Annotated in this window: 18 protein-coding genes and 3 tRNA genes; 7 read left to right on the top strand and 14 right to left on the bottom strand. The window is 71.0% G+C overall.

The window, feature by feature from the left end; genetic code table 11:
• The first annotated feature begins 4 nt into the window (after positions 1 to 4).
• Together RR49_RS09170 and RR49_RS09165 are read left to right on the top strand one after the other, a co-directional pair.
• Positions 5 to 661: a pentapeptide repeat-containing protein gene (locus RR49_RS09170; RefSeq protein WP_045247779.1), complete on the top strand. Its 657-nt coding sequence runs from the start codon at positions 5 to 7 to the stop codon at positions 659 to 661.
• 324 nt (positions 662 to 985) lie between these two features.
• Positions 986 to 2,236 (top strand): calcium:cation antiporter family protein, encoded by a 1,251-nt coding sequence (locus RR49_RS09165; protein ID WP_045247778.1) that lies wholly within the window; start codon positions 986 to 988, stop codon positions 2,234 to 2,236.
• A gap of 15 nt (positions 2,237 to 2,251) precedes the next feature.
• On the opposite strand, the gene RR49_RS09160 is transcribed toward RR49_RS09165, so the two are convergent.
• Complete coding sequence (locus RR49_RS09160; protein WP_045247777.1) at positions 2,252 to 2,857, bottom strand: dihydrofolate reductase family protein; 606 nt, start codon at positions 2,855 to 2,857, stop codon at positions 2,252 to 2,254.
• Positions 2,858 to 2,922: 65 nt separating this feature from the next.
• Here RR49_RS09160 and RR49_RS09155 point away from each other — a divergent pair, with 65 nt between their 5' ends.
• The gene (locus RR49_RS09155; RefSeq protein ID WP_157013186.1) at positions 2,923 to 3,207 is read left to right on the top strand and encodes a hypothetical protein; all 285 of its coding nucleotides are present in this window, start codon (positions 2,923 to 2,925) and stop codon (positions 3,205 to 3,207) included.
• A gap of 62 nt (positions 3,208 to 3,269) precedes the next feature.
• Here the strand turns inward: RR49_RS09155 and RR49_RS09150 are convergent.
• The 4 genes from RR49_RS09150 to RR49_RS09135 all read right to left on the bottom strand — a co-directional run bounded on the left by RR49_RS09150 (position 3,270) and on the right by RR49_RS09135 (position 5,891).
• Positions 3,270 to 3,343: transfer RNA gene (locus tag RR49_RS09150), tRNA-Met, on the bottom strand.
• 24 nt (positions 3,344 to 3,367) lie between these two features.
• A tRNA-Thr gene (locus tag RR49_RS09145) sits at positions 3,368 to 3,439 on the bottom strand.
• 81 nt (positions 3,440 to 3,520) lie between these two features.
• Entirely contained in the window at positions 3,521 to 4,858 is a 1,338-nt protein-coding gene (locus RR49_RS09140) for a M23 family metallopeptidase (protein WP_157013185.1), read from the bottom strand.
• A gap of 232 nt (positions 4,859 to 5,090) precedes the next feature.
• Complete coding sequence (locus tag RR49_RS09135; protein ID WP_045247774.1) at positions 5,091 to 5,891, bottom strand: inositol monophosphatase family protein; 801 nt, start codon at positions 5,889 to 5,891, stop codon at positions 5,091 to 5,093.
• A gap of 75 nt (positions 5,892 to 5,966) precedes the next feature.
• Between RR49_RS09135 and RR49_RS09130 the strand changes: the two genes are divergently transcribed.
• Entirely contained in the window at positions 5,967 to 7,532 is a 1,566-nt protein-coding gene (locus tag RR49_RS09130) for a phytoene desaturase family protein (protein ID WP_045247773.1), read from the top strand.
• A 107-nt stretch (positions 7,533 to 7,639) separates the two neighbouring features.
• On the opposite strand, the gene RR49_RS09125 is transcribed toward RR49_RS09130, so the two are convergent.
• The 5 genes from RR49_RS09125 to RR49_RS09105 form a co-directional block, all read right to left on the bottom strand.
• The gene (locus RR49_RS09125; protein WP_045247772.1) at positions 7,640 to 8,590 is read right to left on the bottom strand and encodes a hypothetical protein; all 951 of its coding nucleotides are present in this window, start codon (positions 8,588 to 8,590) and stop codon (positions 7,640 to 7,642) included.
• A gap of 120 nt (positions 8,591 to 8,710) precedes the next feature.
• Entirely contained in the window at positions 8,711 to 9,292 is a 582-nt protein-coding gene (locus RR49_RS09120) for a YdeI/OmpD-associated family protein (protein ID WP_045247771.1), read from the bottom strand.
• A gap of 107 nt (positions 9,293 to 9,399) precedes the next feature.
• Positions 9,400 to 9,481: transfer RNA gene (locus RR49_RS09115), tRNA-Tyr, on the bottom strand.
• A gap of 95 nt (positions 9,482 to 9,576) precedes the next feature.
• Complete coding sequence (locus RR49_RS09110) at positions 9,577 to 10,497, bottom strand: PfkB family carbohydrate kinase (protein ID WP_045247770.1); 921 nt, start codon at positions 10,495 to 10,497, stop codon at positions 9,577 to 9,579.
• A 69-nt stretch (positions 10,498 to 10,566) separates the two neighbouring features.
• On the bottom strand, positions 10,567 to 11,046 hold the full coding sequence (locus RR49_RS09105; protein ID WP_045247769.1) for an FBP domain-containing protein: 480 nt from the start codon (positions 11,044 to 11,046) through the stop codon (positions 10,567 to 10,569).
• Between the two features lie 72 nt (positions 11,047 to 11,118).
• On the opposite strand from RR49_RS09105, the gene RR49_RS09100 reads away from it, so the two are divergent.
• Positions 11,119 to 11,607: a YajQ family cyclic di-GMP-binding protein gene (locus tag RR49_RS09100; RefSeq protein ID WP_045247768.1), complete on the top strand. Its 489-nt coding sequence runs from the start codon at positions 11,119 to 11,121 to the stop codon at positions 11,605 to 11,607.
• On the opposite strand, the gene RR49_RS09095 is transcribed toward RR49_RS09100, so the two are convergent.
• Positions 11,598 to 12,089: a hypothetical protein gene (locus RR49_RS09095; RefSeq protein WP_045247767.1), complete on the bottom strand. Its 492-nt coding sequence runs from the start codon at positions 12,087 to 12,089 to the stop codon at positions 11,598 to 11,600. The genes RR49_RS09100 and RR49_RS09095 overlap by 10 nt on opposite strands.
• Here RR49_RS09095 and RR49_RS09090 point away from each other — a divergent pair.
• Positions 12,075 to 12,983, top strand: coding sequence for an FAD:protein FMN transferase (locus RR49_RS09090; protein ID WP_045247766.1), 909 nt, complete (start codon positions 12,075 to 12,077; stop codon positions 12,981 to 12,983). The genes RR49_RS09095 and RR49_RS09090 overlap by 15 nt on opposite strands.
• Before the next feature lie 39 nt (positions 12,984 to 13,022).
• On the opposite strand, the gene RR49_RS09085 is transcribed toward RR49_RS09090, so the two are convergent.
• The gene (locus RR49_RS09085) at positions 13,023 to 14,027 is read right to left on the bottom strand and encodes an alpha/beta hydrolase (protein ID WP_045247765.1); all 1,005 of its coding nucleotides are present in this window, start codon (positions 14,025 to 14,027) and stop codon (positions 13,023 to 13,025) included.
• A 48-nt stretch (positions 14,028 to 14,075) separates the two neighbouring features.
• Here RR49_RS09085 and RR49_RS09080 point away from each other — a divergent pair, with 48 nt between their 5' ends.
• A complete protein-coding gene (locus RR49_RS09080) occupies positions 14,076 to 15,350 on the top strand; it encodes a low temperature requirement protein A (RefSeq protein ID WP_045247764.1) in 1,275 nt (424 codons plus the stop codon).
• Here the strand turns inward: RR49_RS09080 and RR49_RS09075 are convergent.
• Together RR49_RS09075 and RR49_RS09070 are read right to left on the bottom strand one after the other, a co-directional pair.
• Positions 15,347 to 16,546: a multidrug effflux MFS transporter gene (locus RR49_RS09075; RefSeq protein WP_045247763.1), complete on the bottom strand. Its 1,200-nt coding sequence runs from the start codon at positions 16,544 to 16,546 to the stop codon at positions 15,347 to 15,349. The genes RR49_RS09080 and RR49_RS09075 overlap by 4 nt on opposite strands.
• Positions 16,543 to 17,916, bottom strand: a complete 1,374-nt coding sequence (locus tag RR49_RS09070) for an FAD-dependent oxidoreductase (RefSeq protein WP_045247762.1) — start codon at positions 17,914 to 17,916, stop codon at positions 16,543 to 16,545. The genes RR49_RS09075 and RR49_RS09070 overlap by 4 nt, the downstream gene beginning before the upstream one ends.
• Positions 17,917 to 17,971: the final 55 nt, after the last annotated feature.

Below are 17,971 nucleotides of genomic sequence, written 5' to 3'. Positions count from 1 at the left end.
CCCCATGGCCCGGCGCGACACCCCCGCTCCCCCACGCGACAGCGCGCCGGACGTTCCCGACGACCTCGACGAGGCCGACGGACTCTCCCCACGCGATGACCTCCTCGCGGCCCGGATCACCGGGCTCGCCGACGATGTGCTCGCCACGCACGCCCGACTCGTCGAGTCGCGGGTGGAGGCGGCATCCGTGGCGCTCTTCGACGCGACCGGCACGACGTTCACCGATGTCGTCGTCGACGACCTGCGCGCCGTCGAGCTGCGGCTGCGCGACGCCCGGTGGCGCAACGTCGCCCTCACGGGCGGACGCATCGGCACCCTCGACGGCCTGCGCGCCGCCTGGGACGGCGTGACGCTGCGCGGCATCCGCGTGGGCTACCTCTCGCTGCCGTCCGCCGAACTCGCCGACGTGCGATTCGTCGACTGCGAGATCGGCACGCTCGACCTCCCCGACGCGACCCTCACCCGCGTGACCTTCGACTCCTGCCGCGTCGACGAGGTCGACACCCGCGGCCTGACGGGCACCGACCTCGACCTGCGCGGACTCGATGCGCTCGCGTTCACCGACCCGCGGGCCCTGCGCGGGTCGACCCTCTCGACCCGTCAGGTCGAGCAGCACGCCGCCGCATTCGCCGCGGCGCACGGCGTGCACATCGCCGACTGACGCGACGCCCGGCGTCACGCCGACGGACACGCGATCGCGGATGCCGCGGCATCCGCTCGTCGCTTCGGGCGGCCGAAACGTGTTCGGAAACCCGAAAGCGTGAGACTTCCGCTCTCAGCTTGCTCGCGCGGGGCGGCGCCCGTCAGGGTGGAGGGAGCGAAGGGGAGTAGTTCCTCGCGGCTGCGTCGACATACTGATCGGTTCACGGTGATCCGATCCGGCGGGCCACTCCGTCCGCGGAGCGAACGAGACCTTCGGCCATGTCCCTGGCCGGAGTGTCTGCGTCACCGCGTCCTCTCGGCCTGCCCGATCGAGGAGTCTTCGATGCCCCCCGCCCTCATCCGAAAGATCGCCCTGTGCCTGGCGATCGCCGCCCCCGCGATCGTGTTCCGCGCGACCGGATTCGCGCCCAGCCCGCTGCTCGACATGGTGGTCTTCGGCGCCGCGGTCGTCGCGTCGTCGTTCCTGCTGGCGTGGGCCGCGGAGTCCGCGCAGAAGGACATCTCCGGCGGGCTCGCGATCGCGATCCTCGCCCTGATCGCCGTGCTGCCCGAGTATGCCGTCGATCTCTATTACGCCTACCGCTCGGGCTTCGACCCGGCGTACGAGCAGTACGCCGCGGCGAACATGACGGGCTCCAACCGCTTGCTGCTCGGGTTCGGCTGGCCTCTTGTCGTGATCGTCGCGATCGCGGTCGCGAACCGTTCACTCCCCCGGCGCGACCCGGCCCGACGCGCGTTCCTTCCGCTTCCGCGTGCGGCGCGTTTCGATGTCGGCTTCCTCGCCATCCTCGCGGTGATCGCGTTCGCCATCCCGGTGCTGGGTGCCATCCCCATCTGGTTCGGCGTCGTGCTCATCGCGGTGTTCGCCGTCTACCTGTGGCGATCGGGACGCATCCACTCGGAGGGCGAGGAGGAGTTCGTGGGCACCGCAGCGCTGATCGCGGACCTCCCGACCGGCCGGCGTCGAGCCGTCGTGATCTCACTGTTCGTGGTCGCCGCGGCGATCATCCTGGCGTGCGCGGAGCCGTTCGCGACGAGCCTCGTCGACACGGGTGTCTCGCTAGGATTCGACAGCTACTTCCTCGTGCAGTGGCTGGCGCCGCTGGCGTCGGAGGCACCCGAGTTCATCGTCGCCGTGATGTTCGCGCTGCGCGGCATGGGTGCCGCCGCCATCGCGACGCTCATCGCCTCGAAGATCAACCAGTGGAGCCTGCTGGTCGGGTCCCTCCCGATCGCGCACTACCTCGGTGGCGGCGGCAGTGAGCTCGGCCTCGACGCTCGCCAGGTCGAGGAGTTCGTGCTCACCGGCACGCAGACGGTGATGGGGGTGGCGATCATCATCGGCCTGCGGTTCCACCGCTGGTCGGCGATCGCGTTGGCGGCGATCTTCGCGGTGCAGTTCTTCGTCACCGACACGACCGGGCGATACGCGCTCAGCGCCGTGCAGGTGCTCATCGCGGTCGGACTCCTCATCGCGCACCGTCGCGACATCGGCGCGACGCTGGCCGCCCCGTTCCGACGGTCGACGCACTTCGCCGCCCACGAGCGCGACGAGCTGGTCGCCGCGCGCTGACGTCGTGTCGGGCGCTCAGCCGACGCGGCGGTAGCGGATGTGGGTCGCGAGCGGCGAGTGCAGCACCTCGACGGGTTCGAACCCGAAGGTCTCGCGACCCTCGAAGATGCGCTCCCCTGACCCCAGCAGCACGGGTGCGATGTCGAGGGTGAGCTCGTCGATGACATCCGCCTCGAGAGCCTGACGAACAGTGGATGCCCCGCCGGCGATGTCGACGCCGAGGTCACCCGCCGTCTCGACCGCCCGGGCATAGGCGGCATCGAACCCGTCGGTGACGAAGTGGAAGACGGTGCCGCCGTCCATCACGATCGACTCGTGCGGGTGGTGGGTGAGCACGAAGACGGGTGCGTGGTAGGGCGGTTCGGGGCCCCACCATCCGCTCCACTCGTCGGCCCAGGCACCGCGCGACGGGGCGTACATGTTGCGACCCATCACGTAGGCACCCCTCGGGCGCATGAGCCAGCCCGCGGCGACCGCGTCGGCCTCGTTCGCCCGGGGGTCGCCGATGTGCCACCGGTGCAGCTCGATGCCCCGCTCCCCCAGTCCCGCATCGATCGACTGGTTCGGACCGGCGATGAACCCGTCAAGCGAGATCGAGACGTGACACGTGGTGTCGGACATCGGCGGGGTCCTCTCGGGGGGCGGGACGTGCTGCCGACACGCTACCTCGTCGGCGGCGTCGGTGGATGCAGGTCATGGTCTGGGTGACGTGCGGCGTGGTGGTGATCGGGCTGGCATCGCTGACGATTCCCATGGTGTCGGCCGTGATGGACGCGGCCGCGCAGACGTCGGGTGGCGCGGCCGCGCCCGGGCAATCTCCGCACGCCGTCACACCGTCCGACGCGCAGTCAGACCCGCGGCGGTCGGCACCGACGACGGCCGCTTCCACTCCCGGAAGCGGCGGCACGTCGTATCACATCGATCCGGATGACGTTCTGCTGCTCCACCCTCGGTCGTCGACGTCCCCTTGAGCGTTCGGCGAGGTCCCGCCCGTGAACGACGAAACCCCCGGCGAACCGGGGGTTTTCTTCTGTAGCAGGAGCGGGGCTCGAACCCGCGACCTCACGATTATGAGTCGTGCGCTCTCACCAACTGAGCTACCCTGCCGCAACGCATGTCAGACATGCTGCGAGCCCCGAGTCAGGATTGAACTGACGACCCCTTCCTTACCATGGAAGTGCTCTGCCACTGAGCTATCGGGGCGTGCCGCCCTTTCGGGCAACCACACGAGGATATCAGAGCCGCGGCCGGTCACCGAACCGGATCCTCCCCGCGGACGACGGGTCATCCGCCCGCGTGCGAACGCAACCAGGGCAGCGGATCGATGGGAGTCGTGCCGTTCTGCAGCACCTCGAAGTGGAGGTGCGCACCGAACGAGTACCCGGTGTCGCCGACCTGGCCGATGATCTCGCCGACCTTCACGTGGTCACCGGCCTTGACCCGCAGCGAGCCGTACGCCATGTGCGCGTAGCGCGTCGCGACGGGCTGCCCGTCGATCACGTGATCGATGATGATCATCACGCCGTATCCGCCGCCGCTCTCGGTGGCGACGCGCACGACGCCGTCGGCGACGGCCTGGATCTTCGCTCCGGCGCCCGGGGTGAAGTCGAGACCCTCGTGGAACTCACCCGTGCGCCAGCCGAAGCCATAGCTGATCGAGACGCCGACAGCGAACGGCCACTGGATGGGCGAGTTCGGGTTGTTGGTGAAGAAGTTCGAGAAGTGGGAGATGCCGAGCGAGGCCGCCATGTCGGCCTTCGAGCCCGTGGTGTAGTCGCTGCGGTCGAGCGAGGATGTCTGCACCTCGCTGGGTACGGCGAATGCCTGAATCGCACTCTCACCGCCACCGGTGCTGTTCGATGCGGCGAGCGAGACCGCGTTGGTGACAGATGCGGTGCCGGATGCCGCGGCCACCGCCTGCGACGGAAGCGTCATGCCGACCGCGACGAGGCCGACGATGCCCATCGCGCCGATCGAGAACGAGGTGGTGGCGACCCGGCGGAACACGCTCTTGCGCGGCAGGGCCGACGACGGAGCAGATGCCGGTGCGCTCTTCGCGCCGCGGCCTCGGTGCGAGCGGCCGGTCGGAGCCTCGTCGGCGATGACCTGCTCGGGAGCCGACTCGGCCACAGAGATGATGGGGGTGGGGCCGCTCTGAGCGAATCGGCGCAGAGCCTCAGCGAAGGCGTCGACATCGTCGGCCTCACGCGACGGCGCCGATGCGTCCGCATCTGCTGCGGGGGCATCGGCGCGGGGTGCGGACTCTGCGGCGGTGTGCGCGTGAGCGACCGGTGACGTCGGCAACGCCAACGGAAGCTCGCGCGGCGGGCTCGCGACGATCTCGACGACCGTCGCAGCGGCGGGAGCCTGCTCGGCGGCCTCGGGCTCGACGGCGAGGAGTTCGACCACCTCGGCGCCGACGACCTCGCTCAGCGCCGGCAGTTCGAGCTCACGGCCGCGCGCAGCGCGGCGGGTGAGGGGAGCGACCACCGGCGCCGCCGCACGAACGGAGCGGCGGGTGAGCGGAGCGACGACAAGAGCGTCAGCGATGGCGACCGCATCGACGATGGATGCCGCGGGCTCGACGGTCGACGAAGTGACGGGCTCCTGAATCTCGGTCACCGACGGCACCGGCGTCGCAGTGCTCGCGGAATCGCGGCGGGAACGACGGGTCGGCAGGCTGTCGGATGCGGGTGTCTCAGAAGTCAAAGCACAAAAGTCTCACGTCTTGTCGCGCCAGCGACGGTCTTGCGTTCGGGTGGTGTTCGTGACTCGGCGGGTACCGGAAGATAACGAACTCATAAACAGTAACCCGATCGCCTGAGGATTGCCAGGGCATGTCGCGGCACGAAACCTAGCCGTTACGCAGGGCCTCGGCGAGCTTCTCGAACAGGGGAGCCGGGGCCGCGATCGAGAGCGGTCGAGCCGCGGCATCCGGACCGCCCTCGCGCCAGAACACGCCACCCGCTTCTTCGACCAGCAAGGCGCCGGCGGCGATGTCCCACGGCTTGAGTCCGCGCTCGTAGTAGCCGTCGAGCCGGCCGGCCGCGACAGCGGCGAGATCGAGGGATGCCGCGCCCATGCGCCGCAGGTCGCGCGCGAGGGGCAGCACCGCGCCCACGGCGGCGAGGTCGCCGGCGTGGGTGGCGGGGTCGTAGCCGAAGCCGGTTCCCAGCAGGGCGCCGGCCGGGCCGATCTCGGGAGATACGTGCAGGCGGTGATCGCCGATCCAGGCGCCTTCGCCGCGCGCGGCTCGGTAGAGCTCTCCGAGCGCCGGGGCGTAGACGACGCCCGCGAGCGATTCCCAGGCGGCCGGGTCGCTGCTGCCGGTCACGATGCCGATGCTGACGGCGTAGATCGGGAGGCCGTACGCGTAGTTGACCGTGCCGTCGATGGGGTCGACCACCCAGACGATGCCGGTGCGGGAATCGTCGCCGCCGGACTCCTCTCCGAGGAAGCCGTCATCGGGGCGGGCGGCGGCGAGGCGATCGCGGATCAGCGCCTCGACCTCGCGGTCGGCCTCGGTCACGATGTCGGCGAGCGCGGACTTCGTCGCCGCGATCGTCACACCCTCGGCCCGTCGGCGGGCGGCGAGCTCTCCCGCCTCCCGGGCGATCTCGACGGCGAGCGACTGCAGTTCGAGCGGGAGGGTCATACCGCCACGCTATCGCCCGGGCCGCGGCATCCGGCCCGTCGGTGACGCCGCAGGGCGGACCGCTAGCGTGAGGCCATGACCCCCACGCACGATGTCGTGATCATCGGCGGCGGCCACAATGCCCTCGTCGCGGCCGCCTACCTCGGCCGGGCTGGACGCTCGGTCGTCATCCTCGAGCGGCTCGCGCATCTCGGCGGCGCCGCCGTCTCAGAGCGCCCGTGGGCGGGCGTGGATGCCTCACTCTCGCGCTACTCGTACCTGGTGAGCCTGCTCCCCCGCCGCATCGTCGACGACCTGGGCCTGCGCGTCGAGCTGCGACGCCGGCGCTACTCGTCCTACACACCAGACCCGGCTGACCCGTCACGGGGCGTGCTGGTCGACACGCAGGATGCCGCGGCCACCGCCCGCTCGATGACCGCCACGACGGGCGACCCGGAGGAGGCCTCCCGCTATCGCGACCTGCTCACCAGGCTCGCGCCGCTCGCGACGGCGGTGTTCCCGACGATGACCGAGCCGCTGCCGACGGCGGCGACGGTGCGCGCGCGGCTCGGCGACGACGAACTGTGGGAGCAGGTGACCGAGCGACCTCTCGGCGAGCTCGTGCGCGCGAGTCTCCTGACCGATCTGATGCGCGGGGTCGCTCTCACCGACGGGCTCATCGGCACGTCGTCATGGTCGGACGACCCCTCTCTCGCCCAGAACCGGTGCTTCCTCTATCACGTGATCGGTGGCGGCACCGGCGACTGGGACGTGCCCGTCGGCGGCATGGGCCGGGTCAGCGCCGAGATGGAGCGGGCAGCCCGCGAGGCGGGTGCCGAGGTGCGCACGCGCGCGGAGGTGACGAGCGTGTCACCCGACGGCGAGGTGCGCTGCGCCGATGGGCGGGTGGTGCGCGGGAGGCTCGTGCTGTCGGGCGTGGGGGCCGCCGTTCTCGCCGATCTGGTGACGGCCGGTGGGGGCGAGGCATCCGCTGTCTCTCGTCCGGCCGGCGCGCAGGTGAAGGTCAACATGCTGCTGCGTCGACTGCCGCGGCTGCGCGACACATCCGTGGCCCCCGAGGCGGCGTTCGCGGGAACCTTCCACGTGAACGAGCGGATGAGCGATCTGGATGCCGCGTACGCCACGGCGCGCGCCGGTCGCGTGCCCGATCCGCTGCCGGCGGAGATCTACTGTCATTCGCTGACGGACCCGTCGATCCTCGGACCCGAGCTGCGCAGCGCCGGCGCCCAGACCCTGACGCTGTTCGGGCTGCAGGTGCCGCACGCGCTGGTGACCGGACGCGACGCCGCGGGCGCGCGCGACGAGGTGCAGTCCGCGGCGATCCGGTCGCTGAACGCGGTGCTAGACGAACCGATCGAGGACTGCCTGTGGATCGCGCCCGACGGGTCGCCGTGCATCGAGGCGCGCACGACCGACGATCTCGAACGCTCACTCGGCATGGTCGGCGGCGACATCTTCCACGGCCCGTTGTCGTGGCCGTGGCTCGATGACGCCCCGGATGCCGCACCCGCCCGCTGGGGCGTCGCGTCAGGCGTCGAGGGGGTGCTGCTGTGCGGATCGAGCGCGGTGCGAGGTGGCGCGGTCAGCGGCATCGGCGGTCACAACGCGGCGATGGCGGCGCGGGAGCTGCTCGAGGCCTGAACCCCAGGTTCAGTCGCGGGCCGCGGTTCCATCGGGTCGCGCGGCCCGTCGCCGAGTCGGGTCACGCGGGGAGGGCGCGATCTGACCGTGGGTGTGCGACCCGGCGGTCACTCCGTGGGCGTCTGCGGCGGCAGCGGAGGGCGCGGCGGAAGCGTCGGGTCACCGGTCGGCGCAGCGACGGGAGCCGTGGGCGCCGGTGCCGCAGCGGGGGCGGAGCCCGGAGCGGGATAGCTGGGCCGGCCCGTGTAGTACGCGTTCCAGTCCGGCGTGCCGTTCGGCAGGGGAGGCAGCGGCGTGACCCGGTCGGCGTAGGTCGGCCATCCGGGCGGGGGCCCCGCCACCAGGGGCTTGGGAGTCCGCGGCGCGAACAGCACGGTCACGAGCGGCACGAGGGCGGTGCCGACGGCGGCGAGGATGGCGACGGCGACCGTGAGGCGCCAGTAGATGTCGTGGAAGCGCAGGAACTCCTGCAGCACGAGCGGGAGCACCAGCAGCACGGCGAGGATGCCGACCAAGGCGATGGTCGCGAGAGACGTGACCGTGGTGAACGACGTGCGGAACCGCAGCCATGCCTTCACGTAGAGGCGCACGTGCAGCACGGCGAGCTGGAGGATCAGCACCACGAGAAAGAACGAGAAGGTGCGCTGCGCGCCGAGAAGCGGGTCGACACCGTCATACGAAGGGACGAGCGGGTTGGAGCCGCTGCCGTATGGATCGTCGTAGCCGCTTTGCGCGGAGCCTGCCGGCATCCAGATGAAGATCGCGCCGATGAGCAGCGTCACGACCCACACCGTCATGCTGACCAGCACGAACCACACCGGACGCCGCGATGACAGCCGCGCCTCGAGGATCGAGACCCCGGCGAATGCGGCGAGCAGGAAGATCGTGAGGAACGCCCGCCCGATGAGGCCGTTCTGGTTGCCCACGAGCACCCAGACGACGCTCACGATTGCTGCGGCGATGAGTGCGCCGATGGCGACCCAGATCGATGCACGCACCAGTGGGGACGAGGTCGACCCGTTGGCGGCGGGCGGGGTGGCGGGCGTCGGCTGCGTCATGAGAGGGATCCGTTCTGCGGGTCGGTCGCGCTGCCCCCATCGTGGCATGCGGCGTCCCCGCGGCCCAGGACGATGACGTCCCGCTGTGGATGATCGCCAGCGGGAAGCGTACGGGGAGGGCTACTGGGGGTGCGGACGCTCACCGCGCGCGAACTGCGCGACCAGCCGGTCGAGTCGCGCGGCGCGAGTCTCGGCCGTGGTGGCGGTCATGAGGCGGTGCAGCACTGCGTAGCGGTTGTTCGCGTTCGCCGTGGCGAAGGTCTCGACGGCGGTCGGGCCGGCCGCGGCGAGCGCGGCGACGAGGTCGTCGGGCACCTCCGCGGTCGCCGCCCCGGCGTATGCGCGATTCCAGCGACCGTCGGACTGTGCCGCATCGATCTCGATCTGGCCACGCGCGCGCATGCGCGCATCGGCGATGAGTCGTTCGACGATCTCGACGTTGCGGGCCGACCACATCGATCGCTTGCGGCGCGGGGTGAAGCGCTGCAGGAAGGTGGCCTCGTCGTTCGAGCGCTTCTGCCCGTCGATCCAGCCGCTGCACAGCGCCTCTTCGAGCGCCTCCTGGTAGACGAGGGAGGTCGGCTCGGTCACGCCCTTCTTGGCGAGCGCCAACCACACCCCGTCGGACTCGTCATCGTGAGCGACCAGCCATTCCCGCCACGCGGCGACGTCGACGACGACGAACACCTCGATGTCGGTCATTGGTCGAATCCGGATGCCGCGGTCACGCGCCCGAGCATACGGGCGGGGCGGGACATCCGCCCGGAAAAACGAGGAACGGGCCTCGACATGCGAGGCCCGTTCTGGGGTGGCAGGTGAGGGATTCGAACCCCCGAAGGCTGAGCCGGCTGAGTTACAATCAGATCCCTTTGGCCGCTTGGGTAACCTGCCATGGCGCACCCGCCCGGCTTTTTCAGTCGACCGGAGGCGCGATCTCCGATCTTACCCGCGATGCGGTCCGTGTCGAAATCGGCCCGGGTGTGCGCTCAGGTGCCGATGCGGTCGAGGTCGATGCCGCCCAGCGACTCGGGGAGCCGCAGCAGGGCGCCCTCGACGCGGCAGGTCGCGGCCGCGACATCCATCGCCCGCTGCAGCACCGCGCGCCACGCGTCGCCGCTCTCCGGACGCCCCTCGATGACGGATGCCGCGACCGACGCGAGCACCGCATCGCCGGCTCCCATCGTGTCGACGATGCGTCCCGGCAGGGCCGAGACGGGCAGCGACACATCGGCGCCCCCGGCGACGATGCGCGCGCCCGCAGAACCGCGGGTCGCGAGCACCGCCCCGACGCCGAGGCCGACGAGTCGGTCGGTGAGCGCATCGAGGGAGATGCCGTAGAGCAGCTCGGCGTCGTCGTCGCCCACCTTGACGAGGGTCGCCCCCGCAGCCGCGCGCTCGAACCCGCGCACGAACTCGTCGCGGTCGTGCAGCATGCCGGCGCGAGGATTCGGATCGATGGCGACGACGGATGCCGCGGCCACCGCGTCGATCAACTCGTCGGTCTGGGCGCGGTCGTCGAACGGCACGCAGCTGATCGCGACGAGCGGCGCGGCGGCGATGGCCGCACGCTCGGCGGCGCCGTAGACGACTCGCCGCTGTTGGGCGGCCGTGTTGAAGACGTAGGTCGGCTCGCCGCCGGCGCTGCGCGTGCTGACCGCGCGCGAGGTGCCGTGCGGCGACGCGGAGGCGATCAGCTCGACCCCGTAGTCGGCGAGAAACCCGCGGATGCGCTCCCCCGGCTCGTCGTCGCCGATCATCGCGATGAGGCTCGTCGGCACGCCGAGACGCGACAGTCCGACCGCGACGTTCAGGGCCGCACCGCCGACGAACTCGCGCACCCCGCTGTCGTCGCGCAGTTCGTCGATGAGCGCGTCGCCGATCACGACGACCCGGGATTCAGCGGCCATGGATGCTCCTTCGCAGTCGTGCCCACTCTGTCAGCGCGGAGCGCAGGGCGCCACCGCACGCGGGGCGTGTCAGACGCGCTCGGCGACGCGGGCGACGAACGACTCCGCCCGCTCCTTCGTGCCGTCGATGCGCACGTCGACGCTCGCCCGGATCTCGCCCGGCGCCAGCGGCGCCGCCAGCCGCACGTTCTCGTGGCAGCTGAGATCGGCGCAGATGTAGGTGCCGACGCTCGACCCCGAGGCATCCGGAAGTCGCGCCGAGAAGAGCGTCACCTGGTTGCCCGGCTGCATCGTGTGGCAGAGGTTGCACAGGCCCACATGTCCGCGTGACGACGAGGATGCCGCGCGCAGCACGACCCCGTGCGGAGAGCCGTCGCGTTCGGCGACGAGGTAGCCGCGGTCCCGGTTCTCGGGGTCGCGCCAGGCGAGGAAGTCGAGGTGGTCCCAGTCGAGGATCGGGAAGTCGTGCGGCAGGGCCAGCAGACGCAGGTCGTCGGTCGAGGCGTTCACGAACGCGGCGCGCAAATCGTTCTCGGTGAGCGCGTGCATGCCGACCAGTCTACGAACCGGGCAGCGCCCCGGCTCGGGACGCCGCCACATGCCGCGGATAGACTCGCGGGCATGGCAGACAGCTCCTTCGATATCGTCAGCAAAATCGATCGTCAGGAGGCCGACAACGCCCTCAACCAGGCGCACAAAGAGGTCGAGCAGCGCTACGACTTCAAGGGCACCGACGCGTCGATCGCGTGGAGCGGCGAGCAGATCCTCATCAAGGCGAACAGCGAGGAGCGCGCGAAGGCCGTGCTCGACGTGTTCCAGTCGAAGCTCATCAAGCGCGGCATCTCGCTGAAGTCGCTCGACTCCGGGGACCCCGTCGCCAGCGGCAAGGAGTACCGCATCACCTCGAGCCTCAAGGAAGGCATCTCGCAGGAGAACGCGAAGAAGATCGGCAAGATCATCCGCGACGAGGGCCCCAAGACCGTGAAGAGCCAGATCCAGGGCGACGAGCTGCGCGTGACCTCGAAGTCGCGCGACGACCTACAGGAAGTGCAGCGCCTCCTCAAGGCCGCCGACCTCGACGTCGACCTGCAGTTCGTCAACTATCGGTGATCGACCGGATGCCGCGGCATCCCGTCACAGCAATCGCATAGCGTTCTCTCCCCGCCCGCCCGGCTCAGACCTCGGGAGCGCATCAGTGCGACGCGCACGCTTCTTTCACAACGGAAGGAGCATCCGATGCGCAGAAGTGAGAAGGCGAAGCTGCGGGCGACCCTCGCGACCGCCGCGGTGATCTCAGCCGGAGCGGGCGTGCTGATCGCCGCCGCCCCCGCGGTCGCGACCGAGTGGAGCGGAACGAGCACGACCTCGACGTCGTCCTCGAGCACGGGGACCTCGAGCACGGGGACGTCGAGCACGGGCACATCCGGATCGAGCACGTCGTCGTCGGGCACCACTAACTCGGGCACGACGTCGTCCGGTTCGAGCTCGAGCTCGAGCAGCGGATCGACCAGCTCGAACTCCGGCTCGGTCTCGAGCGGATCCGGCACCACCTCGCACGGCACGACGTCGGGCTCACGATGACCGCCGCGCACGAGTGGGCGCTGTGGTCGACCGACGCCCGCCTCGTGGTCACCCGCGACGACGCCCTCCCGATGGCGATCGAGGTCGCGCAGCGCGAGCTCGCGATCATCGCCGCCGCGGTCGACCGGTTCGACGCGACATCCGAACTCAACCGCATCTCCGACCGGCTGCCGGACGGAGTGCGTGTGAGCGCCACGCTCGCCGACTTCGTGCGCGCCGCCCTCAAGGCCGCCGAGCTGACCGGCGGACTCGTCGACCCCACCGTGCGCACCGCGATGGACGCCCTCGGCTACGACCGCGACATCCGCCTGATCCTCGACGACGACCGGCCCATCCGCGTCGTCGTGCGTCACACCCCCGGGTGGCGCCGCATCACGCTCGACGGCGACCTGCTGACCGTGCCCGCGCACCTCTCCCTCGACCTCGGCGCGACCGCGAAGGCGCTCGCCGCCGATCGCGTGGCAGCCGCCGTCGCCGTCGCGTACGACTGCGGCGTGCTGCTCTCCCTCGGCGGCGACATCGCCTGCGCCGGCCCCGAGCCGGTCGGCGGCTGGCAGGTGACGGTGCAGGATGCCGCGGGCGAGCCGATCGACCAGGTCACCCTGCGCGCGGGCGCGGGCATCGCGACATCCAGTCTTCTTCATCGCCGGTGGCAGCGGGCGGGACGCGACATCCATCACATCGTCGACCCGCGCACCGGAGAGCCGGCGCCCGAGGTGTGGCGCACCGTGACGGTCGCGGCGCGCAGCTGCGTGGAGGCGAACGCCCTGTCGACGGCCGCGATCATCCGCGGCACCGAGGCGCCCGCGTGGCTCGCCGACGTCGCCCCCGCCCGCCTCGTGTCGGCCGTCGGCGACGTGGTCACGACCGGCGGCTGGCCGGCGCCGACCCGCCTCGCCGCGTAAGTCGAGCGCGCGCGGCCGACCGCCCGTGCGCGACGCCGGCTACGCCCGCGCGAGCACTCCGCCGACCCAGCGCGCGAGACGCGCGTACGCCTCCTCGCGGGCATCGTGGCGCGACAGGAAGACGTCGTGCAACGCACCCTCGATGCGCTCGACCGTCACCGACGAGCCGAGCTGCACCGCCGCACGGGCGATGTCGTCGACCACGAGCACGCTGTCGGCACGGGTGAGCTCCTCGCTCCACCGGGTGGGCACGGCGCTGCGCGCCGACAGCAGCACACACACTGGCGCGTCGATGCGCAGCCCCGCCTCGACGCGCGCGTGCCCCGCGAGAATCGCGTTCAGCCACCCGGTGTGCACCGCCATCGTCTGCTCAGGACGCCAGTCGAGATCGATCGACACCGGATCGGTCGGGTCGGCCACCTCGCGCTGCGCCCGTGTGTAGAAGCCGAGATCCACCTGCGGCACGGTCTCGTATGGACGCATCCGGGCCCCGATGCCGACGACCGGGGCGAGCGCACTGCGCCGACGCCCCGGCAGCTGGAACTCGAGCCACGGACTGTTCAGGATCACGGCTGCCGCCGCCCGCGGATGCCGGTCGGCCCACAGGCTCAGGGTCAGGCCTCCGGTCGAGTGCCCGAGCAGCACGAGCCGGCGATGCGGATGCCGCCCCTCGCCGTCGCGACCCATGGCGCCGAGGGCTGCGGCGATGTCCTCGTCGTAGGTCGTGAGGTCGGTCACGTACCCGGGGGTCTGCCCGGGCCGGAGGCTGCGTCCGTACTTGCGAAGATCCAGGGCGAAGAAGCGGGCACCGCGGGAGGTCCAGAATCGGGCGAGCCTCGTCTGGAAGAAGTAGTCCGACCACCCGTGCACGTAGAGCACATCGACGTCTCCGAGCGGCCTTGCGGCGAACCACGACGCCGGCCCCCGCTCAGGCACCGCACGCACCAGGGTGGCGACCACCGCACCCTCGGAGTCCTCCCCGAGGGGCAGGCTGAGCTGCATGAATCCGTCGCCGAGGATGTCGGCGCCCCACCCGACCGTCATGCCGCCAGCCTACGACCGCCCCGGACCGGCAAGATGATCCCCGTGACGATGAACACTCCCCCGCACGTCGCCGCAGGATCCGTGACCGCACGCATGCGCCGCATGCTCGGCCGGAACCCCCGCGAGCACGGCCGCGCAGCGACCCCACTCGAACTCCTCTTCGACCTGACGTTCGTCGTCGCGTTCGGCATCGCCGGATCCCAGATGGCGCACGAGATCGCGGAAGGACGTCTCGCCGTCGGACTCGGCGGATTCGCCTTCGGGATGTTCGCGATCATCTGGGCCTGGATCAACTTCTCGTGGTTCGCCTCGGCGTTCGACACCGACGACTGGGTGTACCGCCTCACGACGATGGTGCAGATGGCGGGCGTGCTGGTGCTCGCCCTCGGCCTCTCCGACGTGTTCCACTCGCTGGAGGACGGCCACGGCATCGACAACACGGTGGTCGTCGCCGGCTACGTGATCATGCGCGTCGCCATGCTCGCCCAATGGCTGCGCCTCGCAGCCCAGTCGCCCGCGCACCGCCGAACGGCGCTGATCTACGCGACGTTCATCGCGATCGCACAGATCGGGTGGGTAGCCACCGCCGTGCTGCATCTCGAACTCGGCCCCACCCTGGCGTTCGCGGCCGTGCTCTACCTCATCGAGCTCGGGGGTCCGCTGCTCGCCGAGCGGCGGCATCCGACCCCCTGGCATCCGCACCACATCGCGGAGCGCTACGGCCTGCTCGTGCTCATCGCCCTCGGCGAAGGCGTGCTCGGCACGGTGACCGCGGTGCAGCCGATCATCGCCGCGAGCGGCTGGTCGGGCGACGCGATCGTTCTCGTCGCGGCCGGCGTGATCCTCACCTTCGGCATGTGGTGGGCCTACTTCGCGGTGCCGTTCGGCCACCTGCTCGAGCATCGCCCCGGCGGCGGCTTCGTGTTCGGCTACCTGCACATGCTCGTCTTCGCTGCGGTCGCCGCGGCGGGGGCGGGACTCCATGTCGGCGCCTACGTGGTCGAGGGGCAGGCGCACGTCGACTTCGCGGTCGCCGTGCAGATCGTCGCGATCGCGGTCGCCGTGTTCCTCACGACCTATCTCGCGGTCGCCGCAACGCTCACACGCCGCGTGCGGCGCGCACACGCGGTCGCTCTGACGCTCGGTCTCGTCGTGCTCGCCGCCGCCGTCGTCCTGGCCGAGATCGGCACATCGTTCGCGCTCTCGATCCTGCTCGTCGCCGCGGCACCCTGGGTCGTGGTGGTCGGCGAGGAGCTCACCGCAGGGCGATCGGCCGCGGCATCCGGGCACTCCGAGCGCGGGACCGCCGCCGCGGGCGACTAGGCGGCCGGCAGCGGCCGCGGACGGGTGAGCAGCACGACGACCGCCGCCACCGCCGATGCGACGAGCGCGACGAGCGCCATCGGCACCGCCGTGTCCTCGCCCCACAGGCCGACGAGCGGGGAGGCGATCGCCCCGACGAGGAACTGGCTCGACCCGAGCAGGGCCGCTCCCGCGCCCCGCGCCGCAGCCGCGCGGGCGAGAGCGAGCGCACTCGCGTTCGACATGATGAGACCCGTCGCCGAGGTCAGCACGAACGCGCACAGGATGAACGTCGCAGGCTGCAGCGCCCCCGTGAGCGCGAGCACCGCCAGCGCGACCGAGGCGACGACGGAGAGCGCGACGCCGACCAGCAGCATCCGTCTCACGCCGACTCTCGGCGCGACCCGCGCGTTGACGAGGTTCGAGAGCACGATGCCCGCCGCTCCCGCCGCGAACCCGAACGCATACACGAGGGGCGGCATGCGCAGCACGGTCTGGCCGACGAACGGCGAGGCGGAGATGTAGGCCATCATCGCGGCGAAGCCGAACGCGAACACCGTCACATAGCCGCGCACGCCGCCGTCACGCAGCAGCGTGCCATACCGCGCGAACGCGCCCGCCACCCCTCCTGCGTGTCGCTTCTCGGGCGGCAGCGACTCCGGCACCACCGCCACGGCGAGCACGAACATCGCGACCGAGATCGCGGCGAGCACCCCGAGCACCCCGCGCCAGCCGGCGATCGCCGCGACCGCGCCGCCGATGGGGGGTGCGATGAGCGGCCCGAGCCCGACGAGCATCGCGATGAGGCTCAGCGCCCGCACCGCCGTCTCGCCCTCGCTGAGGTCCACGGCGATCGCGCGGGCGAGCATCATGCCCGCGGCTCCCGTCAGACCCTGCACCAGGCGCAACGCGATGAACACCTCGACGGTCGGCGTGAACGCCATCGCGACACCGGATGCCGCGAACACGGCCAGCGCGATGACCAGCACGGGGCGCCTGCCGAACCGGTCGGACAGGGGCCCGAGGATCAGCTGGCCCACCCCGATGCCGATGAGGAACGCGGTGAGGGTCAGCTGCACGCTCGAGGCGGGAGCGGCGAGATCGGTGCCGATCTGCGTGAACGACGGAAGGTACATGTCGACCGCGAACGGGCCGACCGCCGTGATGAACCCGAGTGCCGCGAGCAGCCCGGGGGTGAGTCGCCGTCCCGCGGTCATTCGCCGCGGGATATGCTGATCATCTCGTCGCGCGGAACGACCTTGATGCGTGCGCGCTCGTGCGGAGCCCCGAGGGCGATCTCGTGCTCGTCGAGGCGGTGCCAGCCCTCGAGGTCGGTCCAGCGCACACCGCGCTCGGCGAGGAGCGCGGGGATCGCCTCGTCGGACGGGTCCTCGGGCTGCCACCACGACGCCTGGTCGCCCACGAGGTGGCGCACGGTCTCCATCGCGTCGGACTTGGTGTGGCCGATGAGCCCCACCGGCCCGCGCTTGATCCACCCGGTCGCGTAGACGCCCGGAACGATCTCGTTCGAGTCGGGCTCGAGCACCTGACCCTCGTGGTTCGGGATGACCCCGTGCCGGTCGTCGAACGGCACCCCCGGCAGCGGCGAGCCGAAGTAGCCGACAGCGCGGTAGAGCTGCCCGATCGGCACCTCGCGCAGCTCGCCGGTCCCGACGACCCCGCCCTGCCCGTCGGGACGGGTGCGCTCGTAGACGAGGGACGCGACCCGGCCCGCGGCATCCGTCGTGACCTCGACAGGCTTCGCCCAGAAGTGCAGGTGCAGGCGGCGCGAGGCGGGCCCGGCAGCACCGTTCGCCGCTGGACGCGTGCGCCACTCCTGCAGCACGCGGTCGATGACCTTGACCTGCTTGTTGCTCGCGATCGCCGCGAGGGACGCCTCGTCGTAGTCGAAGTCCTCGTCGTAGACGACCATGTCGACGTCGCGCAGCTCACCGAGCTCGCGCAGCTCGAGCGGGGTGAACTTCACCTGCGCCGGGCCGCGGCGGCCGAACACGTGCACGTCGGTGACGGGGCTCGCCTCGAGGATCTCGTAGACGTTGCCCGGCACCTCGGTCGGCAGCAGGTCGATCGCGTGCTTCGCGAGAATGCGCGACACGTCGAGTGCGACGTTGCCGACGCCGACGACAGCGACGGATGCCGCCTCGAGCGGCCAGGTGCGCGGCACGTCGGGGTGCCCGTCGAACCAGCTCACGAAATCGGCCGCGCCGTACGAGCCCTGAGCGTCGATCCCGGGGATGTCGAGGTCGGCGTCACGGATCGCTCCGGTCGCGAAGATGACCGCGTTGTAGTGCTTCTTCAGGTCGTCGAGGGTGATGTCGACGCCGTAGCGCACGTTGCCGAAGATGCGGATGTCACCACGGTCGAGCACCTCGCGCAACGCCGTGATGACGCCCTTGATGCGCGGGTGGTCGGGGGCCACGCCGTAACGCACGAGTCCGTAGGGAGCCGGCAGGTGCTCGAACAGATCGATCGAGACGTCGAAGGGCCGCTGTTCCTTCAAGAGGATGTCGGCGGCGTAGATCCCTGCGGGACCGGCACCGACGATGGCCAGCCGGAGCTTGGTCATGGGGGTGTCCTTTCGTGGGGCGCGACGCAGTCGGATGCCGCGGCGCGGCCGGGCG

The organism is Microbacterium ginsengisoli (assembly GCF_000956535.1).
Taxonomy (GTDB): domain Bacteria; phylum Actinomycetota; class Actinomycetes; order Actinomycetales; family Microbacteriaceae; genus Microbacterium; species Microbacterium ginsengisoli.
Note: the sequence above shows the minus strand (reverse complement) of the source record. Positions and strands in the feature narration are given on the sequence as shown.

Coding starts and splice junctions, on each gene's coding strand:
- RR49_RS09125 (WP_045247772.1), bottom strand. CDS start 8,590: ATGACGCAGCCGACGCCCGCCACCCCGCCCGCCGCCAACGGGTCGACC.
- RR49_RS09165 (WP_045247778.1), top strand. CDS start 986: ATGCCCCCCGCCCTCATCCGAAAGATCGCCCTGTGCCTGGCGATCGCC.
- RR49_RS09090 (WP_045247766.1), top strand. CDS start 12,075: ATGACCGCCGCGCACGAGTGGGCGCTGTGGTCGACCGACGCCCGCCTC.
- RR49_RS09075 (WP_045247763.1), bottom strand. CDS start 16,546: ATGACCGCGGGACGGCGACTCACCCCCGGGCTGCTCGCGGCACTCGGG.
- RR49_RS09130 (WP_045247773.1), top strand. CDS start 5,967: ATGACCCCCACGCACGATGTCGTGATCATCGGCGGCGGCCACAATGCC.
- RR49_RS09070 (WP_045247762.1), bottom strand. CDS start 17,916: ATGACCAAGCTCCGGCTGGCCATCGTCGGTGCCGGTCCCGCAGGGATC.
- RR49_RS09110 (WP_045247770.1), bottom strand. CDS start 10,497: ATGGCCGCTGAATCCCGGGTCGTCGTGATCGGCGACGCGCTCATCGAC.
- RR49_RS09085 (WP_045247765.1), bottom strand. CDS start 14,027: ATGACGGTCGGGTGGGGCGCCGACATCCTCGGCGACGGATTCATGCAG.
- RR49_RS09135 (WP_045247774.1), bottom strand. CDS start 5,891: ATGACCCTCCCGCTCGAACTGCAGTCGCTCGCCGTCGAGATCGCCCGG.
- RR49_RS09120 (WP_045247771.1), bottom strand. CDS start 9,292: ATGACCGACATCGAGGTGTTCGTCGTCGTCGACGTCGCCGCGTGGCGG.
- RR49_RS09105 (WP_045247769.1), bottom strand. CDS start 11,046: ATGCACGCGCTCACCGAGAACGATTTGCGCGCCGCGTTCGTGAACGCC.
- RR49_RS09100 (WP_045247768.1), top strand. CDS start 11,119: ATGGCAGACAGCTCCTTCGATATCGTCAGCAAAATCGATCGTCAGGAG.
- RR49_RS09170 (WP_045247779.1), top strand. CDS start 5: ATGGCCCGGCGCGACACCCCCGCTCCCCCACGCGACAGCGCGCCGGAC.
- RR49_RS09080 (WP_045247764.1), top strand. CDS start 14,076: ATGAACACTCCCCCGCACGTCGCCGCAGGATCCGTGACCGCACGCATG.
- RR49_RS09160 (WP_045247777.1), bottom strand. CDS start 2,857: ATGTCCGACACCACGTGTCACGTCTCGATCTCGCTTGACGGGTTCATC.
- RR49_RS09155 (WP_157013186.1), top strand. CDS start 2,923: ATGCAGGTCATGGTCTGGGTGACGTGCGGCGTGGTGGTGATCGGGCTG.